Genomic DNA, 19,509 nt, shown 5'->3' with positions numbered 1-19,509 from the left:
AATATTCCTCTAATCTTTTTATTTTCAAATTACTAAAGCAGAGTAACGCCTGGGCCGAAACTCGCAACGACTATTTTAACATTAGTCAATGATTTCTGAACAGCTGAAATAATTTCTTTTCTATTTCTTAAGGTACAGAGAATTTTTACATTTGGACCAGCATCGATTGTATAGTAACATTCAATGCCTTGCTGCCTTAAATTCTCTACTAATTTAATCGCTTTAATTGTCTCTGGTTCAAAGTATGTGAAGGGCTCATTAGCTGTTAGGTTGCAAGCATGCATTTCATTAGCGCTTAATTCGCTGAGCTTGCCAATCTTAGTAAAATCTTTTTCCTTAATTGCTTGTTTTAATTCAGCAATTTCTTGTTTATTTCTAGCTAGCCAAGGCTGATAGAAAGGAGATGTTTGAGCTAATTTCATCCCTTTTGTTGAAGAAATTTTCTTTTGTTTTGTATCAACTTCAAGTGCTAATAGGGACAGGTCAAGATCTGGATTTTCATCAATTGGAACAGCATAAGAACTTGCATCATCAATTCCTTTTTGCCATTCGACAAAACCGCCATAAATCGATCTTGTTGCTGATCCTGATCCAAGACGTGCCAATTTCGAAAGTTCTCTTCTTGAAAGATCTAAGCTATAACTTGCAGCAAAGCTGGTTGCTAAAGCCGCAAAGGCAGATGCTGACGAAGCAAGGCCAGCCGAAGTGGGAACGTGGTTAGTAGACTTGATTGTAAAATGATCATTAAAGCCAAATTTTTCTTGTAATAGGTGAATATAATTAAAAACTCGTTTACTTTCTTCAGGTGTTTGCTTTTGACCATTTAAAATAAATGTATCTTCAGTTAGTGAAGAATCATGTTCAAAAGTAGTATCGGTATAAAAAGCATCTAAGGTCATTGATAGACTAGACATGAGCGGGGTCTTCAAAGCTTGATTAGATTTTCCCCAATATTTGATTAGCGCAATGTTAGTATGCGCACGAGCAGTTTTTTTCATTAGATTTCCTCAATCCAGTAATTATCAAAATTTGCTTGAGCCTTTTTGGCAATTTTTTGTGCCGTTTCTTGATCAGGACATAGCGCAATCACGATTCCGCCAAGGCCACCGCCAGATAACTTAGTACCTAAGGCACCATTTTCGTTAGCAATTTTACAAATATTATCAATTTTTTTAGTTGAAAGGTCGAATGAGGCTAAAATGCTTTGAGCTTCGTTAAAGATCTTACCAATTTCTTTAGCATTTTGTTTTAGCCAATTCTCTTGAGTGGCAGTAGCAAGCTCCCCAAGACGGGCAATTTGTTTCTTTTTGAGATCACTTTCATCCATTTGCTTTTTAACTGCTTGAACCGCCACTTTGGTATTTCCAAGTTCGCCAGTATCCATAATCAAGAGGGTAGCACCTAATTTTTGAGAAAGTTGCTGCGGACCATCCTGTTTATTAAAGAAGACTAGATAGTCTGAGCTAACAGTAGCGGCATCAAGTCCAGAAGCTTTACCGTGGTTGATCATTTCCGCATGGTTGGTAATTTCCATGATTTCATCGTGATCTAAATTCAAATTTAAGAATTGTGATAAAGCCTTAGTTGTCCCAAGAGCTACTACTGCACTTGAACCTAAGCCGCGTTCAATTGGAATTTCACCACTATAAGTAATTTTAACGTTAGGTGCATCTGCAACTTTAGCTAACATAGTTTTAACAATATATTTAATACCGTCATATTCATCTGGTGCATCAAAAAAAGCACCGTGGTAGTGATTTGTATCCATCCAAGTAGGACCAGCAGTTTCTTCAACAGTTGTGCTGATATTTAGGGCTTGAATTGGTAAAGCAAGTGCATTATATCCATACACAACAGAATGTTCACCAATTAGAATCACTTTTCCATGTGCTTTAATTTCAACTTTTTTATTCACGATTATCGTTCCTATATTATAAATTTCATTAAGTCTATTTCGTTTGTTCCATATGCTAAAATATTTGCTAAGGAGACTTGAGACTTATGATTAATGTAATTACTGGTAGACAAGTAGACAACTTGCAAAATGATATTATTGATCAAGCTGTTAAGTCATATTACCAAGATAAAACGCACGATGTTTTTATTATCGTGCCAAACCATATTAAGTTTACCACAGAAGTACGCGCACTTAGCAAGCTCTCTGTTTTAACGAATAAAAAACAAGTAGCGGTTAATAAACTGCACATTTTATCGTTTTCACGACTAGCCTGGTATTTTTTGAAGGATGAAGCAATCAAGTTGCCCCAGATTTTAGATGATGCTGCTAGTGTGATGTTACTTGAGCAAATTGTTAAAGATCATCAGAATGAACTAAAACTATTTCAAAATAAGAATCAGATTACGTCTGGTGCCTTAAAGCAAATGTATGAAGCAATTTTATCAGTTCGGGCTGGAAATATTGAACTAGAAAATATTGATAATGAAAAATTAAATGAAGAAACCAGCTATAAAGTCCATGATTTGCGAATTATTTATGATGATTTTATCGAACGGCTATCTGAAAAATTTGCAACAAAAGATGAAATGCAGCTCCTGCTTAATGAGTTTCTAGCTAAAAGCAACAATTTGAGCAGCATGGAATTTTATTTTTCTGATTTTTCGCATTTTTCCTTGCAGGAATTAACTTCAGTGCGTTTAATTTCAAAAAAAGCTAAAAATACAACTTTAGCATTTAAGACAAAAGTCGGCAAGATAGACAGTAAAGCGGAACCTGGAGACTATGATTATGTAGTTCAAAGAACAATTGGACAACTAGAGCATTTTTGGCAAAATCAGCAATTAAATTATCAAACTACTGAATTTCCACTCAGTCAGACTAATCCTAGCTCCCTGTTAAATGGTGTTTGGACTAAGACTAGCAGCTTTGATGAAAGTTTGAGTAAATTTTTGCAACCAGTTAAAGCAGATTCTAGATATGCTGAAGCATACTTTGTCGCACGGACAATCTACCAACAAGTTGCTTTAAACCACTATCGCTATCAAGACTTTTTAGTTTTAGCGCCAAATTTAAGTGAATATGAAACTTACTTAACGCCAATTTTGCGTCAAAATAATATTCCCTTCTTCAATGACCTGCAAAAGGAGATGAAATATCATCCCTTGGTTGTTGCAGTAGAAAATCTCCAGCAAATTTTTAAGCGTGGTTTTCAAACAGATAATGTAATTGCGCTAATGAAAACACAGCTGTTTATTCCCGAGTGGTATAAGAGCGTAGCACGTTATCAAAACGATGTGGATTTACTTGAAAACTTTGTGTTGGCACATGGTATTAAGGGAAGTCTTTGGAACAAGCCTTTAAAAAACTTTGTGGATGCGGAAGTAATTGCACTTGATAAGTCAGAGCAAGAGGTGGAAGAACTTGAGCGATTACGTCAATACTTTATCAGTATTCTAAGTAAATTTTTTGAAGAAATAGAAGCAGAGAAAGATCCGCAAGCTGGAGTGACAATTTTTTGGAACTTCTTAATTAAAAATCGAGTTGCAAAAAGACTAGAGGCTTGGCGAAAAGAAGCAAATGATGCTGGAGACTTACAGTTAGCGCAGCAGCCTGAACAAGTTTGGTCAACCCTAAACGATTTGCTAAAGGATTACTTATTGGTAGCCAAGGAATTTTCATTAGAACAATTTTTTGATCTTTTAATTAGTGGATTTAGTGAGGCTAATTTCTCGCAAATTCCATCTACTCTTGATGCAGTTAACATCTCTGAAATGGGAATGGTTCAAGGACAAGGTTATAAGCAAGTATTTATTATTGGGGCAACAAGTAGTAATTTACCGCAGATTGAGAAAATTCCAGGTTTCTTTAGTTCAGAGAACTTGGAACAGCTAAATGATGGGAATAATACTAGTGGCTATTTAGAGGATCAACAAAAAATTAATAATCTAGATCAGAATTATCAGTTTGGTAATGCATTAAGTTTAGCCAGTGATAAGATTTATATTTCCTATCCTGTAATTAATACGGCAAATGAACGATTAGAACCATCTATCTTTTATAAACAATTTCTTAGATTAACCCAGGCAGAAGAGTTTTCACAGCATGATTTACCTAATTCTGCTGGTGATCTTTTAACCTTTATGACTAATCCGGAAGCTAGTTTGGGCTATTTAACTTACTTAAAGAGCAAGCAAGCCGTTAAGGTAGATTCTATCTTAGAGATGACTGAGCAGAAAATAGGCGAAGTAGCTCAAAATGTCCTTGAAGGAAGCAGCTTTAAGAATATTCCCGAAAATCTCTCACCAGAATTGGCACAGGAACTTTACGGAGATCGGATAGAGACTTCAGTTTCACAACTTGAAACTTATTATCAGAATTCTTTTGAATATTTCTTAAATTACGGCCTACATTTAAAGAAGCGATTTGAAAATGAACTTGATGTAATTCAGGCAGGTAATTATTATCATGAAACTTTTGACTATTTAGTTAAAAAGATTAAAGAGAAAAACTTAAATTTTGCTGATTTAACTGATAGTAAGTTAACAGAGTTACTAATTGAAGTACGAGAGGAGTTAAAAGAAAAAGGCAGATATCGTCAACTTTTAAATGATCCATTCAATAAATATTTGTTCCATAAGCTAGACCAAACCACATCTAATGTTGCTCATTATTGGCATAGCAATGTAAATAAAACAACTTTTAGACCACAATATTCAGAATTAAGTTTCGGTAAAAATCAAAAAGTAACAGGTCTATCCTATAGTTGGAAAGATGAAAATAATAAAAAGAAGATTGTTGATCTACGAGGAAAAATGGACCGAGTTGATCTGGCTAAGGTAAATGATCGAGTTTTAGGAGAGGTAATTGACTATAAGTCTTCTGCTAAAAAGTTTGATTTAGGTCTCTTTGCTAATGGAATTTCGATGCAAATGATTTCGTATTTGGAAGTCTTAAAAAAGAATAATAAGTTTTTTGCTCAAGGTAAAAACTTAGATGTTTTAGGAGCTTTTTATCAAAATATTACTAGCAGCTTGGAACGCTTAAGTAGTGATAAGATGATTCTGAGCAACTATCAAATTAAGGATCTTCTCAAAGAAAGTACTAAGAAACTAATGTATAACGGAATTTTAATTGCTGATGAAGAGATTCTGGACCTGATTGAACCAGGAATGGAGAAAGATCGAGCTAATTCAGAAATATATAGCAGCGTTAAAAGAAAGGTAAATGGCGACATAAGTTGGCCACGAAATCAGAGTTTTACTCCTGATCAATTAGAATTGCTATTGGCATATAATTCCTACTTAATTAAGAATGCTGGTAGTGAGATTTTATCAGGTAAGATTAAACTTGATCCATATACTTACGGACAACAGAGTTCCTTAACTTATTCTGACTTTAAAGATATTTTCTTCTTTGATGCTATGTTAAAAGAAAATAATTACCATAAAATTAAAGCAATTGATAAAAAGACGCTTTTGAACTTAATTAAAGAAAAACTGGATTTGGATGGTGATGAATAGGTGACAAAGTTTACTAAAGAACAAGATCAGGCAATTAATGATTCTGGAAAAGACATTTTGGTTTCCGCATCTGCTGGTTCAGGTAAGACTACAGTTTTAGTTGAGCGAGTTTTAAAAAAAATTCTATCTGGCACACCGGTTTCTTCTTTACTGATTATTACTTTCACTAAAGCTGCAGCACGTGAAATGAAAGAACGAATCAAACAAAAAATAAGTGATCAACTTGAAGTTGAACCGGATAACCAATTTTTACGTAACCAACTATTAGATATTGATACAGCCAATATTTCTACGATTGATTCTTTTTGTTTAGATGTGATTAGGCGTTTTTACTATGTAATTGACCTTGATCCGCAATTTAGTGTTTTAACTGATGAGACTCAAGGAGAGCTTTTGAAAGAACGCGCTTTGCGAGAGATAGAGGTGGATTATCTTGAAGAAGATAATCAAGACTTTCAGGATTTTTATGATAATTTTTCAGGAGATCGTGATGCAGAAGGAGCTCGCAACTTGCTATTGCAGCTATATAATACAGTAACGACTCAACCGAATTATGAAAAATTTCTCGATGAGCTGCCAACCTGCTATGAAGTAGGTGACAATTTAATTCAATCTAATTTGTGGCAACAGCAAATAAAGCCGCTTTTACTTAAAGAAGTATCTGATTTAAAAGCAGAAGTAGAAGCTCTACTTGCTGAACCAGAAATAAATGGCTCTGATTTAGCTAAAGTTAAAGAAAATTATGACATTTTTTCTAACCGCCTAGATAGCTTTCTTGAATCTTTAAATAAGGACCAGCCTTATAATGAAATTCGTGCTAGTTTAATGAATTGTAAATTTGAAAAAGCAGTACGAAAATCTAAAAAATGGTCGGATGAAAGCATTGAAGTCTATCAAGAAAGTCAGGACTTAAAATCAGATTTAAATGATCAACTTAAGAAAATTTTTGCTAGCTTTTTTGTAGTTGAAGAAAAAGAGCAAGTAGCAGTCCTTCAAAAATCAGAAAAAATAGTTAAAACAATTGTTGCTGCTGAGAAAAAACTAATTCAAAAATTTGGTCAGTTAAAACGTGAGCAAAATTTAATTGACTATAGCGATATGGAGCAATTTGCCTTTAGTATTTTGACAACAGATACTTCAAACGCACATATTGCACAAGAATATTATCAAGAAAAATTTAACGAGATTTTGATTGATGAATATCAAGATGTGAACGCGCTGCAAGAAAATATCATTAAAGCCATTAAAAAGAAGGGGCAGAACACGCTTTTTATGGTTGGGGATGTCAAGCAGTCAATTTATGGCTTTAGGCAAGCACGACCAGACCTCTTTTTGAGTAAGTATCATACTTATGGCAAAGATAATGATAGTGAAAAAATCATCTTGGCTGATAACTTTAGATCAACAAAAAGGGTTACTAAAACAGTTAATGAACTATTTAATCCAGTTTTAACAACTAATTTTGGTGGCATTGACTATAAGAAAGAAGGTCAATTACAGTTTGGAGCTAGCTATTATCCAGCGGATTTACCGACAGCAAGCGAATACATTTTTACCGATAAAAAGCAAACACAGTCAGCTTATGAGGACCAATATGGCGATGAAATGGATTTTAGCGAAGTTCAGATGGTAATTGCGAGAATTAAGCAATTAAAAGCAGAAAATTTTCAAGTTTGGGATCGAAGAACGCAGCTTAAAAGACCACTTGAGTATTCAGATATTGCAATTATTACACGAACTAGAAGCGATAATTTACAGGTAATGCAGGAATTTGCAAAAGCCAATTTACCTTTATTTGTTACTGATGCGCAAAATTATTTTCAAACTTTTGAGTTGATTATGATTATGAATTACTTGAGGTTGATTGATAACCCTCAGCAAGATATCCCTCTAGTAGCTGTAATGAGATCGCCACTATTTAACTTCAAAGAACCAGAACTTGCACAACTTCGCGTTAAAACTCCAGCGGGCAATTTTTATACTGCACTTACTAACTTTGCTTCAGTTAACTCGGCTCTTGGGAAGAAATGCAGAGAATTTTTAAAGCAACTTGAAACACTCCGTTCATTTGCTGCTACGCACAGAATTTCTGAGTTAATCTGGAGCATTTACGAAAAAACACATCTTTTAGAAATTGTTACTGGTCTGCCAAACGGACAACAACGTAGGGTTAATCTTGAATCTTTGTATGAGCGGGCAGCTTCGTATGAAAGTGCTGGTTTTAAAGGTTTGTATCAATTCATTAGTTTTATTGAACGAATGAGAAAAAATCAAAAAGATTTAGCTCAACCTCTTTTAAGCGATAAAGCAGATAATGCAGTGAAATTAATGACCATTCATGCTTCTAAGGGACTAGAATTTCCCGTTGTATTTGTAATGGGATTAGGGCATCAGTATCAAACTAGAGACTTAAGCGGGAACTTTACAATTAGTCAAAAAGAACTAGGTTTAACAATAAAAGAAAAAAATTATCGTATTGATTCTCTGGTTAAATCTTTAGCCGATGTTCAAAAAAGACAGCAAATGCTTGAAGAAGAAGCGAGAATTTTATATGTTGGCTTAACTAGAGCACAGCAAAAATTGATCTTAGTGGCAAGCGTAAATGAAATTGAAAATAAACAAAAGAAATGGCTAAGCGAGCTTGATCAAAAGAAAGACACAATTCCATTAGTTAAAAAGATTAATGCTCAATCACCGCTTGATTTTTTAGGACCAGAACTAGAACAAAAACATGACTTTGACCAAACTATTCAAAATATGACATCTGCCTTAGAAGAACAAGATAAGCTCTATTATTTAAAATTCGATCTTGACTTAGAGCCTGAGAAAGTTAAAAGTCAAAATGAGAACAGTCAAGAAGTAAATTCCAAAGTAAATAAGGTAGTCCAAGAATTGTACGACTTTAAGTATCCGTTTGAAGATGCTACTAAGACTACAGCTTATCAATCTGTATCTGAAATTAAAAAGGCTTTTAATGATCCAATCGATAAAGAACTTGAAAACTCTCGTCTTATTTCTTCAAGTAATCGTTATTTGCAGCCAATTGATGAAACACCAACGTTTTTAGAAGAGCAAAAATTTACTGGGGCTGAAATAGGAACGGCAATGCACTTAGTTTTGCAATATTATAATTATGAAGGTAATAAAGACCTAGAAAATTTAGACCAAGAAATCGATCAGCTTGTTGAATTAGGGAAGCTGAATTCTTTAATAGTTCCATATTTGTCTAAAGAAGCTTTAAATTGGTTTGTAATGAGTGATTTTGCTAAAGAATTTTGGAAGCAACCTAATAAATTGCACAGAGAAAGCCAATTTTCAAGTCTCGTTAATGCTAGTGAATTATTTAGTGACTTTTCTGATCCATCCGCGAAGATTTTAGTTCACGGAACGGTGGATGGATATTTTGAAGCAAAAGATGGCCTAGTTTTATTTGATTACAAAACTGACTTTGTTGATAAAACAAATGAAGAGCAAGCAATTGAAAAAATTAAACAAAAATATACGGGACAATTGCGACTATACGAACAAGCCTTAAATGAAATGAATAATGATAAAAAGGTTATTGGAAAATATTTGATTTTGCTTGACGCAAGGAAAGTGGTCCCAGTAGACTAGAAACAGAATAGAAGGGAGATTATTATGAAAAAAGCCTTTACAGATGATGTTTTTGCGGTCGTCGATCTTGAAACTACAGGCACGCAGCGTAATCAAGGCGATCACATTATTCAATTTGGTTGTGCAATCATCAAAAAGCGTAAGGTAGTAAAAACGTATTCATTCTTAATCAATCCTCATCGTGAAATCCCTCAAGCTGTTGAAAATTTAACTCATATTAGTAATAGAGATGTTGCTCAAGCACGCGATTTTAAGTACTATGCTCCCAAAATTCGAAAAATTTTAGAGAATACAATTTTTGTTGCGCATAATGTTAATTTTGATCTCCCTTTTTTGAACTATGAGTTAGTAAATGCTGGCTTAGAGCCATTAACAGGAAAGGCAATTGACACAGTTGAATTAGCTCAAATTGCTTTTCCAACTTTTCCATCCTATAAATTACGCGACTTAACTGCTCGTTTAAAAATTAAGCATTTAAATCCCCACCGAGCTGATTCAGATGCTTTAGTAACAGCTAAGTTATTGCTAAAGGTTATTAAAAAACTTGAAAATCTTCCTCAGGCGACGTTAAATACTTTAACTTCTTTATCTAAAGGCTTATTACGAGATACTGATTATATTTTTTATGAAATAGGTCAAGTTGCTCGTCAAACAAAGAGACCACTAGATAAAGATTTGATTCAAGTAAAGCATTTAATTCTTAAGAATCAAATTGGATCTACGCGGCAAATTGGAACTGCAAGTAAAGGCGAGTTCCCTCAAAGTGATGATGAGAAGAAGAAGTTATTTAAGAAAAATTTGCGATTTAGACGTGGTCAAGTAAGTTTAATTAATCGACTGCATGAATTTGTCTATAGTGATACAGATAACTCGTTAGTGGTTGAGGCACCAAATGGAAGTGGAAAAACTTTTAGCTATTTAATGGCGTATGCATATGAACTTTATTCAGGGAGAAAATTAGTTGTAGCAACGCCTACGAAGGTCTTGCAAGAACAGATCCTAAAACAAGAGATACCGCAACTTTTAAGGGTAACTCACTTAGATTTAGACGCTCAAATTGTTAAATCAAGCAGTCACTATTTAGATTTAGACGGTTTCTATAATTCACTATATCAAACTGATAATCCAATTCAGCAAACTCTAATTTTACAAATGGGAATTTTGATTTGGCTTACTGAAACTGAAACTGGTGATTTAGATGAACTACAGTTAACTAATTATCAAGCACCATTATTTGCTGCAATTGAACATCCCGGGGATGCAAGAATTGGAACTGCATTTGCAGAATATGATTTTTGGAATCTGGCTCGGAGCAGACAAGAGCAAGCTGATATTTTAATTACGAATCATGCCTATTTGGCAAACCATTATATGGATTCAATTTGGGGACAAAACTCATTTTTAGTTGTAGATGAGGCTCATCGTTTTGTTGAAAATGTTGCAAGTTCAAGAAATGATTCACTCCAGTTTGAAAGCTTTTGGGGCATGTGCAGCCGTTTGCGCAACTTGCTTTTTTATGCAGAAGATAGTGCAAAAGTTAGATTTGGCAATAATATCGAGTTTAAGATAATTTTGGATAAACTTGAAAAAAATACCAACGATTTAATCCACTCGATAAACAAAGTTCAGCAAGCACTTTATGATAATCGAAATTTTGCTACCAGTCGGGAAGACAGAATACAAAATGCGGTTAGTTTAGGCTTTCAAGGACAGGATTTATTTAGAAGTGTTCCTCAGTTTAAACGTTTGCTAAGTCAAATGCAGGATAATATTGAAATTGTTCGTCAAGAAACAAATCAATTATTATTTTTGTTATATCATCAGCAAAAGAATCTTTTGACAAGTGATGATGTTTTAATAAGAGACTTACAAGAAGAGATAGACCATCTTGACTATTATTCAGAACAGAATTACCTTTTATTAGATCAGCTAAGCGAACCACAAAAATTAGATCATGAAGGATTTGTTTTGGAAATTAGTAACGAGGAAGATCCCTTATCAACCAATTTGACTTGGTTAATGCTTGATCCTGAAGAAGAAGTGCAACAATTATATCAATATTTTGACAAAAAGTTGTTTATTTCAGCTACTTTAGCGCAACAAGATGATTTTTCATATACAATTAAGAACCTATATTTAGATCCTGAAAAAACACTAACTTATCGTGCCAAGCCATCTTTTAAGGTTGAAAAACATTTAAAAATCTATGCACTCTCTGATAATGATGCGCCTGAAGATCCAAATAATCCTGAATATGAAGAGTTTATCAGTAATTTGCTTACACAAATTAAAAATTACAATCATATTTTGGTTTTGTTTACAAATTTAGATGTTATTCGTGATGTCTTTAGTAAGTTAAGTGAAAATAATAATTTAAAAGATTATGAAATTTTAGCTCAGGGATTAACTGGTTCAAATGAAAAGATTGCTAAGCGTTTTGGAATTGCTGAAAAAGCTGTTTTACTTGGAGCAAATAGTTTCTGGGAAGGAATTGACTTCAAGCATAATGGGGTAGACTTGGCAATTGTTACGCGCTTACCATTTGAATCGCCTGATCAACCAGAAGTAAAACTGCGAACAGAATGTTTAAAAAAGCAGGTTGGTGCTAACAAAATTTTTGAAGTTGACACTTTGCCAAGGGCTATTTTGCGGTTTAGACAGGGATGTGGTCGCTTGATTAGGAATGAGCGTGATCATGGCATCTTTGTAATTTTAGACCAACGTGTTTGGAATAAATCTTATGGTGAGCAATTTTTAGCTGGCCTTCCTGTAAGTGCCAAAAAAGTCAGCAAACAACAACTACTAAATGTTTTAAGGAATAGTAAGCAGAATGAATAAATATGTAAAAAAAGGGCTTAAAATTACTGGAATTGTGGTCGGAGTTATTGCAGTAATATATTTATGTTTATGTTTTGTGTTTTACTTTGCAACTAAACGGGCAAGTGATCAAGTTAAACAAACTAATGAAATTGCACTTGAAAAAACACCAATTACTACGATCACCAAAAATTATCATCTGAGCCGAAGTGTAGAAAGTAATAGTTTAGCTGGGACTAGTAAGAAGGGAAAGAAGTATTACTTCATCTATTTGCCAAAAAGCAAAAAAGCTTATCTTTATCAAGCAAATAAAGGAAAAAGCGAAGAGCAAATATTAAAGATTTTTAATGAGGCTCATCCTGGACATGATAATCTTAAATGCCAATTAGGTTGGTACAAAGGAATGCCAGTCTGGGAAGTGACTTATAACAAGAAAAACGGCAATTATGGCTATGTTCTTTACAACTTTAAAAACGGAAAAGAATTAGCCTATGCGGACAATTTGTAAATTTGTTAAACTAACGAGCAATTTTTTAGTATAATAAAATTAAATTTAATTAAAAAGGTTGGTAAGTAATGACAGAATTAATCTCAATTAAATATTCTTCTAAACATGTAGACCAAGAAGTTAAGATGCATGTTTGGTTAACTGATAAACGATCAAGTGGTAAGATTATCTTCTTGCAATTACGTGACGGAACTGCATTTTTCCAAGGCGTTGTTCGTAAGAACGATGTTTCTGAAGAAGTTTTTGAAGCAGCTAAGTCTTTACGTCAAGAAGCTAGTTTTTATATTACTGGTACTGTTCATGAGGATAAGCGTTCTCACTTCGGTTATGAAATTCAAATTTCAGATTTAAAAATTGTTTCTAATAATGAAGGCTACCCAATCGGTAACAAGGAACATGGTGTTGACTTCTTACTTGATAATCGTCACTTATGGCTAAGATCAAAGCGTCCATTTGCTATTATGCAAATTAGAAATACTATGTTTAAAGCAACTGTTGACTTCTTTGAAAAAGAAGGATTTATTAAATTTGATGCACCTATTTTTATGCATTCTGCTCCAGAAGGTACTACGCAATTATTCCACGTAGAATACTTCAACAATGATGCTTACTTATCACAGTCTGGTCAATTGTATGGTGAAGCTGGTGCCATGGCTTACGGTAAGATCTTTACTTTTGGTCCAACATTTAGAGCGGAAGAATCTAAAGGCCGTCGTCACATGACAGAATTCTGGATGATGGAACCAGAAATGGCTTGGATGCACCAAGATGAATCCTTAGATATTCAAGAAAGATATTTAGCATACATGGTTAAGCAAGTTCTTGAAAATAATGAGTACGAATTAAGAATCTTGGGTAGAGATCCTGAAAAATTGCGTCCAACTACTGAAGGAAACTTTACTCGTCTTCCTTACGATGACGCTATTAAAATGCTTCAAGAAGCTGGTCGTGATATTAAATGGGGTGACGACTTTGGTGCCCCAGATGAAGGATATATTTCAGAACAATTTGATCGTCCAGTCTTCATCGTTAACTACCCAACCACAATTAAGCCTTTCTACATGAAGAAGAATCCTGATAATCCTAAAGAATACTTATGTGCTGATGTAATTGCACCAGAAGGATACGGTGAAATTTTTGGTGGTTCTGAACGTGAAGGAAACTACGAAATTTTGAAAAAGCAAATTGAAGAAGCAGGGCTAAACTTAGAAGATTACCAATGGTACCTTGACTTGCGTAAATTTGGTGGTGTTCCTCACTCTGGCTTTGGTATGGGATTTGAGCGTACGATTGCTTGGATTTGTAAGTTAGATCATATTCGTGAAGCTATTCCATTCCCAAGATTGATTAACAGAATGCAACCATAATCAATAATTTAATATAATATAAAAAGTTGAACTATTTTAGTTCAGCTTTTTTTGAAAGGAAAAATGTATGGCGTCTTTTGCGGCTATCCAAAATGAAGGATTTACAGTCATTTCTAATAGTCTATTACGTTACTATCCCTCTTTAAAAATATCTGAAATTGAAGCAATGCTTTTATTGCAATTAGAATCATTCAAACAAATGAATAATTTCTTTCCAAGCAATAATGATTTATCAGAAAGAATGAATTTATCGCCAGTCGAAGTGTCGCAGCTAATTCAGGATTTAATTGATAAGGAATTACTTGAATTAGGGCAAAAGAGAGATAGCGAAGGTAGAATTACAAATTTTTATGATCTCAAGCCTTTATATCAAAAATTAGATACAATTATTGATGAGAGAGAGACGAATGCTAACGATCAAGTTCGTGCAGGAGAACTAACAGAAGAAAGACAATCAGTAAATCCATTGCAAGAGTTAGTGAGACAATTTGAAATTGAGTTTGGACGTCTTTTAAGTCCAATTGAAAAGCAAGAAATTGCTGCTTGGCTTAATATTGACCATTACAATCCAGAGATAGTTAAATTGGCTTTGCGTGAAGCAATTTTAGCGCAGGTATATAATTTTAAGTATGTTGATCGAATTTTATTGAATTGGCAACGACATGGTCTGACAACTACAGATCAAATTAAAAATTTCCTGCAACGAAACTAGGTGATTAAATGGAAAAATTATTATCGGATGAAGAAGCTCGATTAGTTTTAAAAAGAATTTTATCTCTTTATCCGGATGCTAAAGGAGAGCTTCACTGGGATACAAAGTTTCATTTACTCTGTGCAGTTTTAATGAGTGCACAAACTACTGATAAGATGGTTAATAAAACAACACCTAAATTTTTTAATGACTATCCTGACAGCGCCAGCTTAGCCCAAGCTAATATTAGAGATATCGAAGCACATATTCGCACCATTGGTTTGTATCGCACAAAGGCTAAGCATTTAAAGGAAACAGCACAGATCATTACAGACAAGTTCAATGGTGAAATTCCCCAGGATAAAAAGACTTTAATGACATTACCTGGCGTAGGAGAGAAAACAGCTAATGTTGTTTTAGCAGAAGGTTTTAAAATACCTGCAATTGCAGTTGATACTCATGTATCCCGTATTTCTAAAAGATTTAAGATAGTGGGGGAAAAAGCTACTCCCCACGAGGTAGAACAACGTCTTGAAGAATTACTCCCAAAAGAAGAATGGATTCGGACGCATCATGCAATGATTTTATTTGGTCGATATACAATGCCGGCTAGAACTAAAGATCAAGATCCGTATTCTTTTTTACCACCTTTAAAATGACTTTTTTTAATTAAAATACAATGCAAAAAAGCTCCAGAAGGCATCTCTGATATGATGCTTCTGGAGCTTTTATTTGATTTCAATAATTAATGATTATTACTGGAATTATTTCCCTGATGTTGTTGTTGATTTTGGTTATTTTGATTATTTGTATTTTGCTGGGAATTGTTATTTTGATTATCGGATTTATTTTCCGTTTGCTGATTATTGTTTTGATTCTGATTATTTGAATTATTATTGTTATTAGAAGTTGATGACTGCTTTTGACTCGATGATTGTTGTTCAGCATGACTTGATGAAGAGCTACTTTGAGAATGAGATTGCCCCTTAGATGATGTATCATCTTCTGTATCAAATCTCGTATCAACGTCGTCATCTTCATCTTTCCGTTTATCAACGGTTACTTCACTATAAGGATTTTTTGGCGCATGGCCTTTGACAAATAATTGCCAGCTTGAATTGCTTGCAGTAGGAGAAACTACTTTATCTTGGGTACCATTAGCAATTCTGCGTCTAACAACTGTGCTTGGCTTTGTCCAATCTTTATTAGCTTTATCTGTCATGAGATAAGACATCATTTGCTTATATAGAAGTTGAGCTGAAGAAGAACCAACGCCTGATGGGGTACCATCTTTCAAGTTATCGTATCCAGTCCAAATACCCATTGAATAAAGTTTAGTATAACCGACAAACCATGAATCTTTTGGCGAGTTCTTGTATTGAGGATATCTTACCAATTCTTCATCTGAATATTTAACAGTACCAGTTTTACCAGCTTCATATAAGTTTTTAATTCGAGCTTGTGTACCAGAACCCTTAGTTAACACACCCTTAAGCATATCAGTCATGATATATGCGGTTGATTCCTTCATTACTCTAGTACCACTGCTATCGTAATTTCTAGTTAAACCATCCGGTGTTTCAATTTTAGAAACAAATTGTGGCTTGTGGTAAACACCATTATTAGCAAAAGCACCAAAAGCGCCTGCCATTTGAAGAGAAGAAGCATTAGCCCCGATTGCAACTGATAAACCAGAATCAGAAGGAACGTTAACGCCAAGCTTTCTTGCAAAGAGCGATGCACGTGCAACTCCAACCTTGCTTAAGGTCTTAACTGCAGGGACGTTTCTGGATTGTTCTAGAGCATGGCGCATAGTCATTTTACCTTCGTATTTATTATCCCAGTCATAAAGCTGAATATTAGTACCAGGGTAAACATACTTAGAGTCGTCTAGTATATGAGAAGTTGGCCAGTTAAGATATTCAATTGCTGGACCATAATCTAATACGGGCTTAACAGTTGATCCAGTTGAACGGCCAGTTTGAACAGCGCGATTTAACCCTAATTGAACAGAAGGTAGCTTACGGCCACCAATAATAGCAATAACGTGACCAGTCCTTGGATCAATAATTGTTGCACCAACTTGCATCTTATCGTTAGTAAATGGAACTGATCCATTGTTTACTAGGTCATAAAGCTTTTGTTGTGCATCTTGATCAATATTAACCGTAATCTTTAAGTTGTCATTATAAGGATTAAATCCTTTGCTCTTAACTTCGCTGATTACTTCTTTAATATATGGATCGTCAACCTTCCTTAATTCTGAAGTTGCATTGTTCTTCTTTGGTTGTAATCCTTGAGTGATTGGCTCATTAACAGCTTGTGTATATTGAGACTTAGTAATCTTGTCGTTTTTAAGCATTGCTCTTAAAACAATATCTCTTCTATATTTAGCTTTTTCTGGATAAACATATGGATCATAGGTAACTGGTGCATTAGGCATGCCTGCCAGAAGAGCAGTTTGTGCTAAATCAAGATCCTTTAGATCCTTGCCATAGTAGAAATCTGCTGCAGTACCCATTCCATAGTTACCGTAATTCATATATACCTTATTAATATAGAACTCTAAAATTTGCTCTTTACTAAATTCTCGTTCAACTTTCATTGAAAGCCATGCTTCTTGTGCTTTTCTACGAAGAGTTCTTTGCGAAGCAGCAGTTGAAAAAACAGAAAGCTTAACTAATTGCTGAGTGATAGTTGATCCACCGGCAGCCACGCCCTTGCTTTTAGCGTTAACTAGGGCAGAACCAACAATTCGAATTGGATCAAGCCCAATACCTTCTTTATAAAAACGCCTATCTTCGACAGAGACAATAGCATTTTTGAGTTCTTTAGGAATTTCATCATTATTAACGTAAGTTCTTTTTTCAGAACCTAAAGAAAGAAGAAATTTCCCATCTCGAGTATAAAGGCTACTCGTTCCTCCACTTTGAAGTTGAGCTTGTGAAATGCTAGGAGCGTCTTTAGCGTAATACGCAAATGGTCCTACCCCAGAAACAATGATTAACATTGCCACAATAAAGAACCATTTAATTATTTGTAGCCAAATTCTTTTACGTGGTTTACCTTCGGGGTGAAGGTTAGCCATTCTAGAATTGGTTGGCTTTTGATTGTTATCTGCCATTCTTTTTGTTCCTATCTATAAAATTATCTATTGCATCCAAGTAAGGAAGTGTTGGTCGAAATCCACTTTTGATTTCAATTGAATTGTCAATCAGCTCTTGAAGTGTCATCGAACTCTTATGCGGTGTTTTCCAAGCTTTAATTACAAAACTCGCTGGAGTTACAAAATAGCGATTAAGAGTTACGAAGCGGATTATTGTAAAACAAATTCCTTTTTGCTTTAAACATCTTTCAAGATGGATGATCTGATGTTCATGGAAATTTTTCAAAGGGAAAGATCTTTTATTTCTCGTTTCTTTAGCTTCAAAATCTAAATATCGACCTTGATAAACGCCATTATAATCAGTTGTAGAAGCCTGCCTAAAGTAAGCTTCTTTAATGACTGCACGAGAACGTTTGGGATAATCTACTTTGACAATTTGAACCGGAGTTGGCTTTTTATGAACTACAGCAATATCTTCAAGAAGATAATACTTATTAGATTCATTGATTTGTTGCTCTAGGTTCATTCCACGATCAGAAAATACAACATCTTTACGATGTTTTTGCTTTCTTGGATGCAGAAGATCAGTTTGATCTTTAGTATAATGTGTTAGACTGCCTGTTGGATATTTTACCATCAACATCACTCCTGTTTAGCATTATAGCAAAGATTTTAAATCATTTTTAGAGAAAGAAAGGATCATCAATGAAGCGTTTATGGGTTACTGGATATCGTTCGTATGAATTAGGTATCTTTAGTGATAAGGATCCTAAGTTAACTGTAATTAAATATACTCTAACTAATTATTTTAAAAGCTTACTTGAAGAGGGAAAAATTGACTGGATAATTAGTGGTGCAAACTTAGGAATTGAGCAATGGGCATTAGAAGCAGCAATTCAACTTCAGAATGAATATAGCATTCATACGGCCTTGATGACGCCTTATTTAGAATTTTCTAAAAGATGGAATGAAAATAATCAGATGAAGTATCAAAATTTAACCGAACAAGTTGATTTCACTGCTGCTACTTCAAATTATCCCTATATGAGTCCAGCACAATTAAAAAATTATCAAAGTTTCATGTTGGAACATACCGACCGCGCAGTTCTGATTTATGATCCTGAACATCCTGGTAAGCCCAAATATGATTATGAAGCCATCCAAAAGTATCAAGAGGGACATGATTACCCTGTAGATATAATTGACTTTTATGATTTGCAGGAATCAGCAGAAGAATATGAAGAAAATCATCGACAAGAAAATAATTTTTATTAGATTTTAGAGTAATTTTTTTGCTTGTAGCTTATGTAAGACTAATTTAATAAGAAATTTTTTAGAAACAGGGGCTATTATTGCCTGAAGAAAATTTATAACTTATACTAGTTGTATACGATATGGTGAGTGCCATTGAGCTAATAACTAGTTAACACCTTATCGCCTAAATTAAAGACAGACATTAGTCTGCAATTAAGGAGTTTGACGAAATAAATGGCAAGTTTAAATGATATTCAACTAAATCCACAAAGTATTTTAAAAAAGCAATTTAGGACCAAAATGAAGGGGTATGACTCAGATGAGGTAGATTCATACCTTGATACGATTATTTCTGACTATAGTACTTTTGCGACAATTATTGAAGATTTACAGGCACAAATTAGTGAGTTAAAAGCTCAACAAAAACAGGCACCAACTCAGAGTGATGCTCCTAAGTTAGATTTCAAAAATGAAGAAGTTGAGGATGATGTTAAGACGTACACTCCTCATAATATCCAGAAACCTATAGTAAATAGCGCAAATGAAGAAAAAGAAGCTCCTGAATTAACTACTAACGTAGCTATGATTCAACGTATTTCTACTTTGGAGCGTAAAGTCTACAACCTTGAGCAAAGAATGAATCAACAAGATAGAACTTACCAAGCTAATTAAA

13 protein-coding genes are annotated in these 19,509 nt (G+C 34.2%); 9 read left to right on the top strand and 4 right to left on the bottom strand.

Features of this window, described 5'->3' with window-relative positions; translation table 11 throughout:
• Positions 1 to 32: 32 nt before the first annotated feature.
• Entirely contained in the window at positions 33 to 998 is a 966-nt protein-coding gene (gene mvaD / locus AB5359_RS02925) for a diphosphomevalonate decarboxylase (RefSeq protein ID WP_048686966.1), read from the bottom strand.
• The gene (gene mvk, locus AB5359_RS02920; protein ID WP_048686968.1) at positions 998 to 1,915 is read right to left on the bottom strand and encodes a mevalonate kinase; all 918 of its coding nucleotides are present in this window, start codon (positions 1,913 to 1,915) and stop codon (positions 998 to 1,000) included. Before mvk ends, mvaD begins: the two co-directional genes overlap by 1 nt.
• Before the next feature lie 86 nt (positions 1,916 to 2,001).
• Between mvk and AB5359_RS02915 the strand changes: the two genes are divergently transcribed.
• From AB5359_RS02915 to nth, 7 genes are all read left to right on the top strand, one after another.
• Positions 2,002 to 5,478 (top strand): PD-(D/E)XK nuclease family protein, encoded by a 3,477-nt coding sequence (locus tag AB5359_RS02915; protein WP_048686970.1) that lies wholly within the window; start codon positions 2,002 to 2,004, stop codon positions 5,476 to 5,478.
• Complete coding sequence (gene addA / locus AB5359_RS02910) at positions 5,479 to 9,093, top strand: helicase-exonuclease AddAB subunit AddA (protein WP_048686972.1); 3,615 nt, start codon at positions 5,479 to 5,481, stop codon at positions 9,091 to 9,093.
• A 24-nt stretch (positions 9,094 to 9,117) separates the two neighbouring features.
• Positions 9,118 to 11,931 carry a helicase C-terminal domain-containing protein gene (locus tag AB5359_RS02905; RefSeq protein WP_048686974.1) on the top strand — a complete coding sequence of 938 codons (2,814 nt, stop codon included), beginning with the start codon at positions 9,118 to 9,120 and terminating at the stop codon, positions 11,929 to 11,931.
• Entirely contained in the window at positions 11,924 to 12,418 is a 495-nt protein-coding gene (locus tag AB5359_RS02900) for a PepSY domain-containing protein (protein ID WP_048686976.1), read from the top strand. Before AB5359_RS02905 ends, AB5359_RS02900 begins: the two co-directional genes overlap by 8 nt.
• A 68-nt stretch (positions 12,419 to 12,486) precedes the next feature.
• A complete protein-coding gene (asnS, locus tag AB5359_RS02895) occupies positions 12,487 to 13,785 on the top strand; it encodes an asparagine--tRNA ligase (RefSeq protein ID WP_048686978.1) in 1,299 nt (432 codons plus the stop codon).
• A gap of 67 nt (positions 13,786 to 13,852) precedes the next feature.
• Complete coding sequence (locus AB5359_RS02890) at positions 13,853 to 14,497, top strand: DnaD domain protein (protein WP_048686980.1); 645 nt, start codon at positions 13,853 to 13,855, stop codon at positions 14,495 to 14,497.
• An 8-nt stretch (positions 14,498 to 14,505) separates the two neighbouring features.
• A complete protein-coding gene (gene nth, locus AB5359_RS02885; RefSeq protein ID WP_003648865.1) occupies positions 14,506 to 15,135 on the top strand; it encodes an endonuclease III in 630 nt (209 codons plus the stop codon).
• A gap of 86 nt (positions 15,136 to 15,221) precedes the next feature.
• On the opposite strand, the gene AB5359_RS02880 is transcribed toward nth, so the two are convergent.
• A complete protein-coding gene (locus AB5359_RS02880) occupies positions 15,222 to 17,600 on the bottom strand; it encodes a PBP1A family penicillin-binding protein (RefSeq protein ID WP_368280198.1) in 2,379 nt (792 codons plus the stop codon).
• Positions 17,590 to 18,219: a Holliday junction resolvase RecU gene (gene recU / locus AB5359_RS02875; RefSeq protein WP_003648863.1), complete on the bottom strand. Its 630-nt coding sequence runs from the start codon at positions 18,217 to 18,219 to the stop codon at positions 17,590 to 17,592. The genes AB5359_RS02880 and recU overlap by 11 nt, the downstream gene beginning before the upstream one ends.
• A gap of 68 nt (positions 18,220 to 18,287) precedes the next feature.
• Here recU and AB5359_RS02870 point away from each other — a divergent pair, with 68 nt between their 5' ends.
• Positions 18,288 to 18,857 carry a DUF1273 domain-containing protein gene (locus AB5359_RS02870; protein ID WP_048686984.1) on the top strand — a complete coding sequence of 190 codons (570 nt, stop codon included), beginning with the start codon at positions 18,288 to 18,290 and terminating at the stop codon, positions 18,855 to 18,857.
• Between the two features lie 213 nt (positions 18,858 to 19,070).
• The gene (locus tag AB5359_RS02865) at positions 19,071 to 19,508 is read left to right on the top strand and encodes a DivIVA domain-containing protein (RefSeq protein WP_003648861.1); all 438 of its coding nucleotides are present in this window, start codon (positions 19,071 to 19,073) and stop codon (positions 19,506 to 19,508) included.
• The last annotated feature ends 1 nt before the right edge of the window (position 19,509 follow it).

It is taken from the genome of Lactobacillus sp. RTP31084st1_F9_RTP31084_210423 (assembly GCF_040919545.1).
GTDB lineage: Bacteria > Bacillota > Bacilli > Lactobacillales > Lactobacillaceae > Lactobacillus > Lactobacillus paragasseri.
The sequence above is the reverse complement of the archived record's forward strand: the minus strand, read 5'-3'. Positions and strand labels throughout refer to the sequence as shown.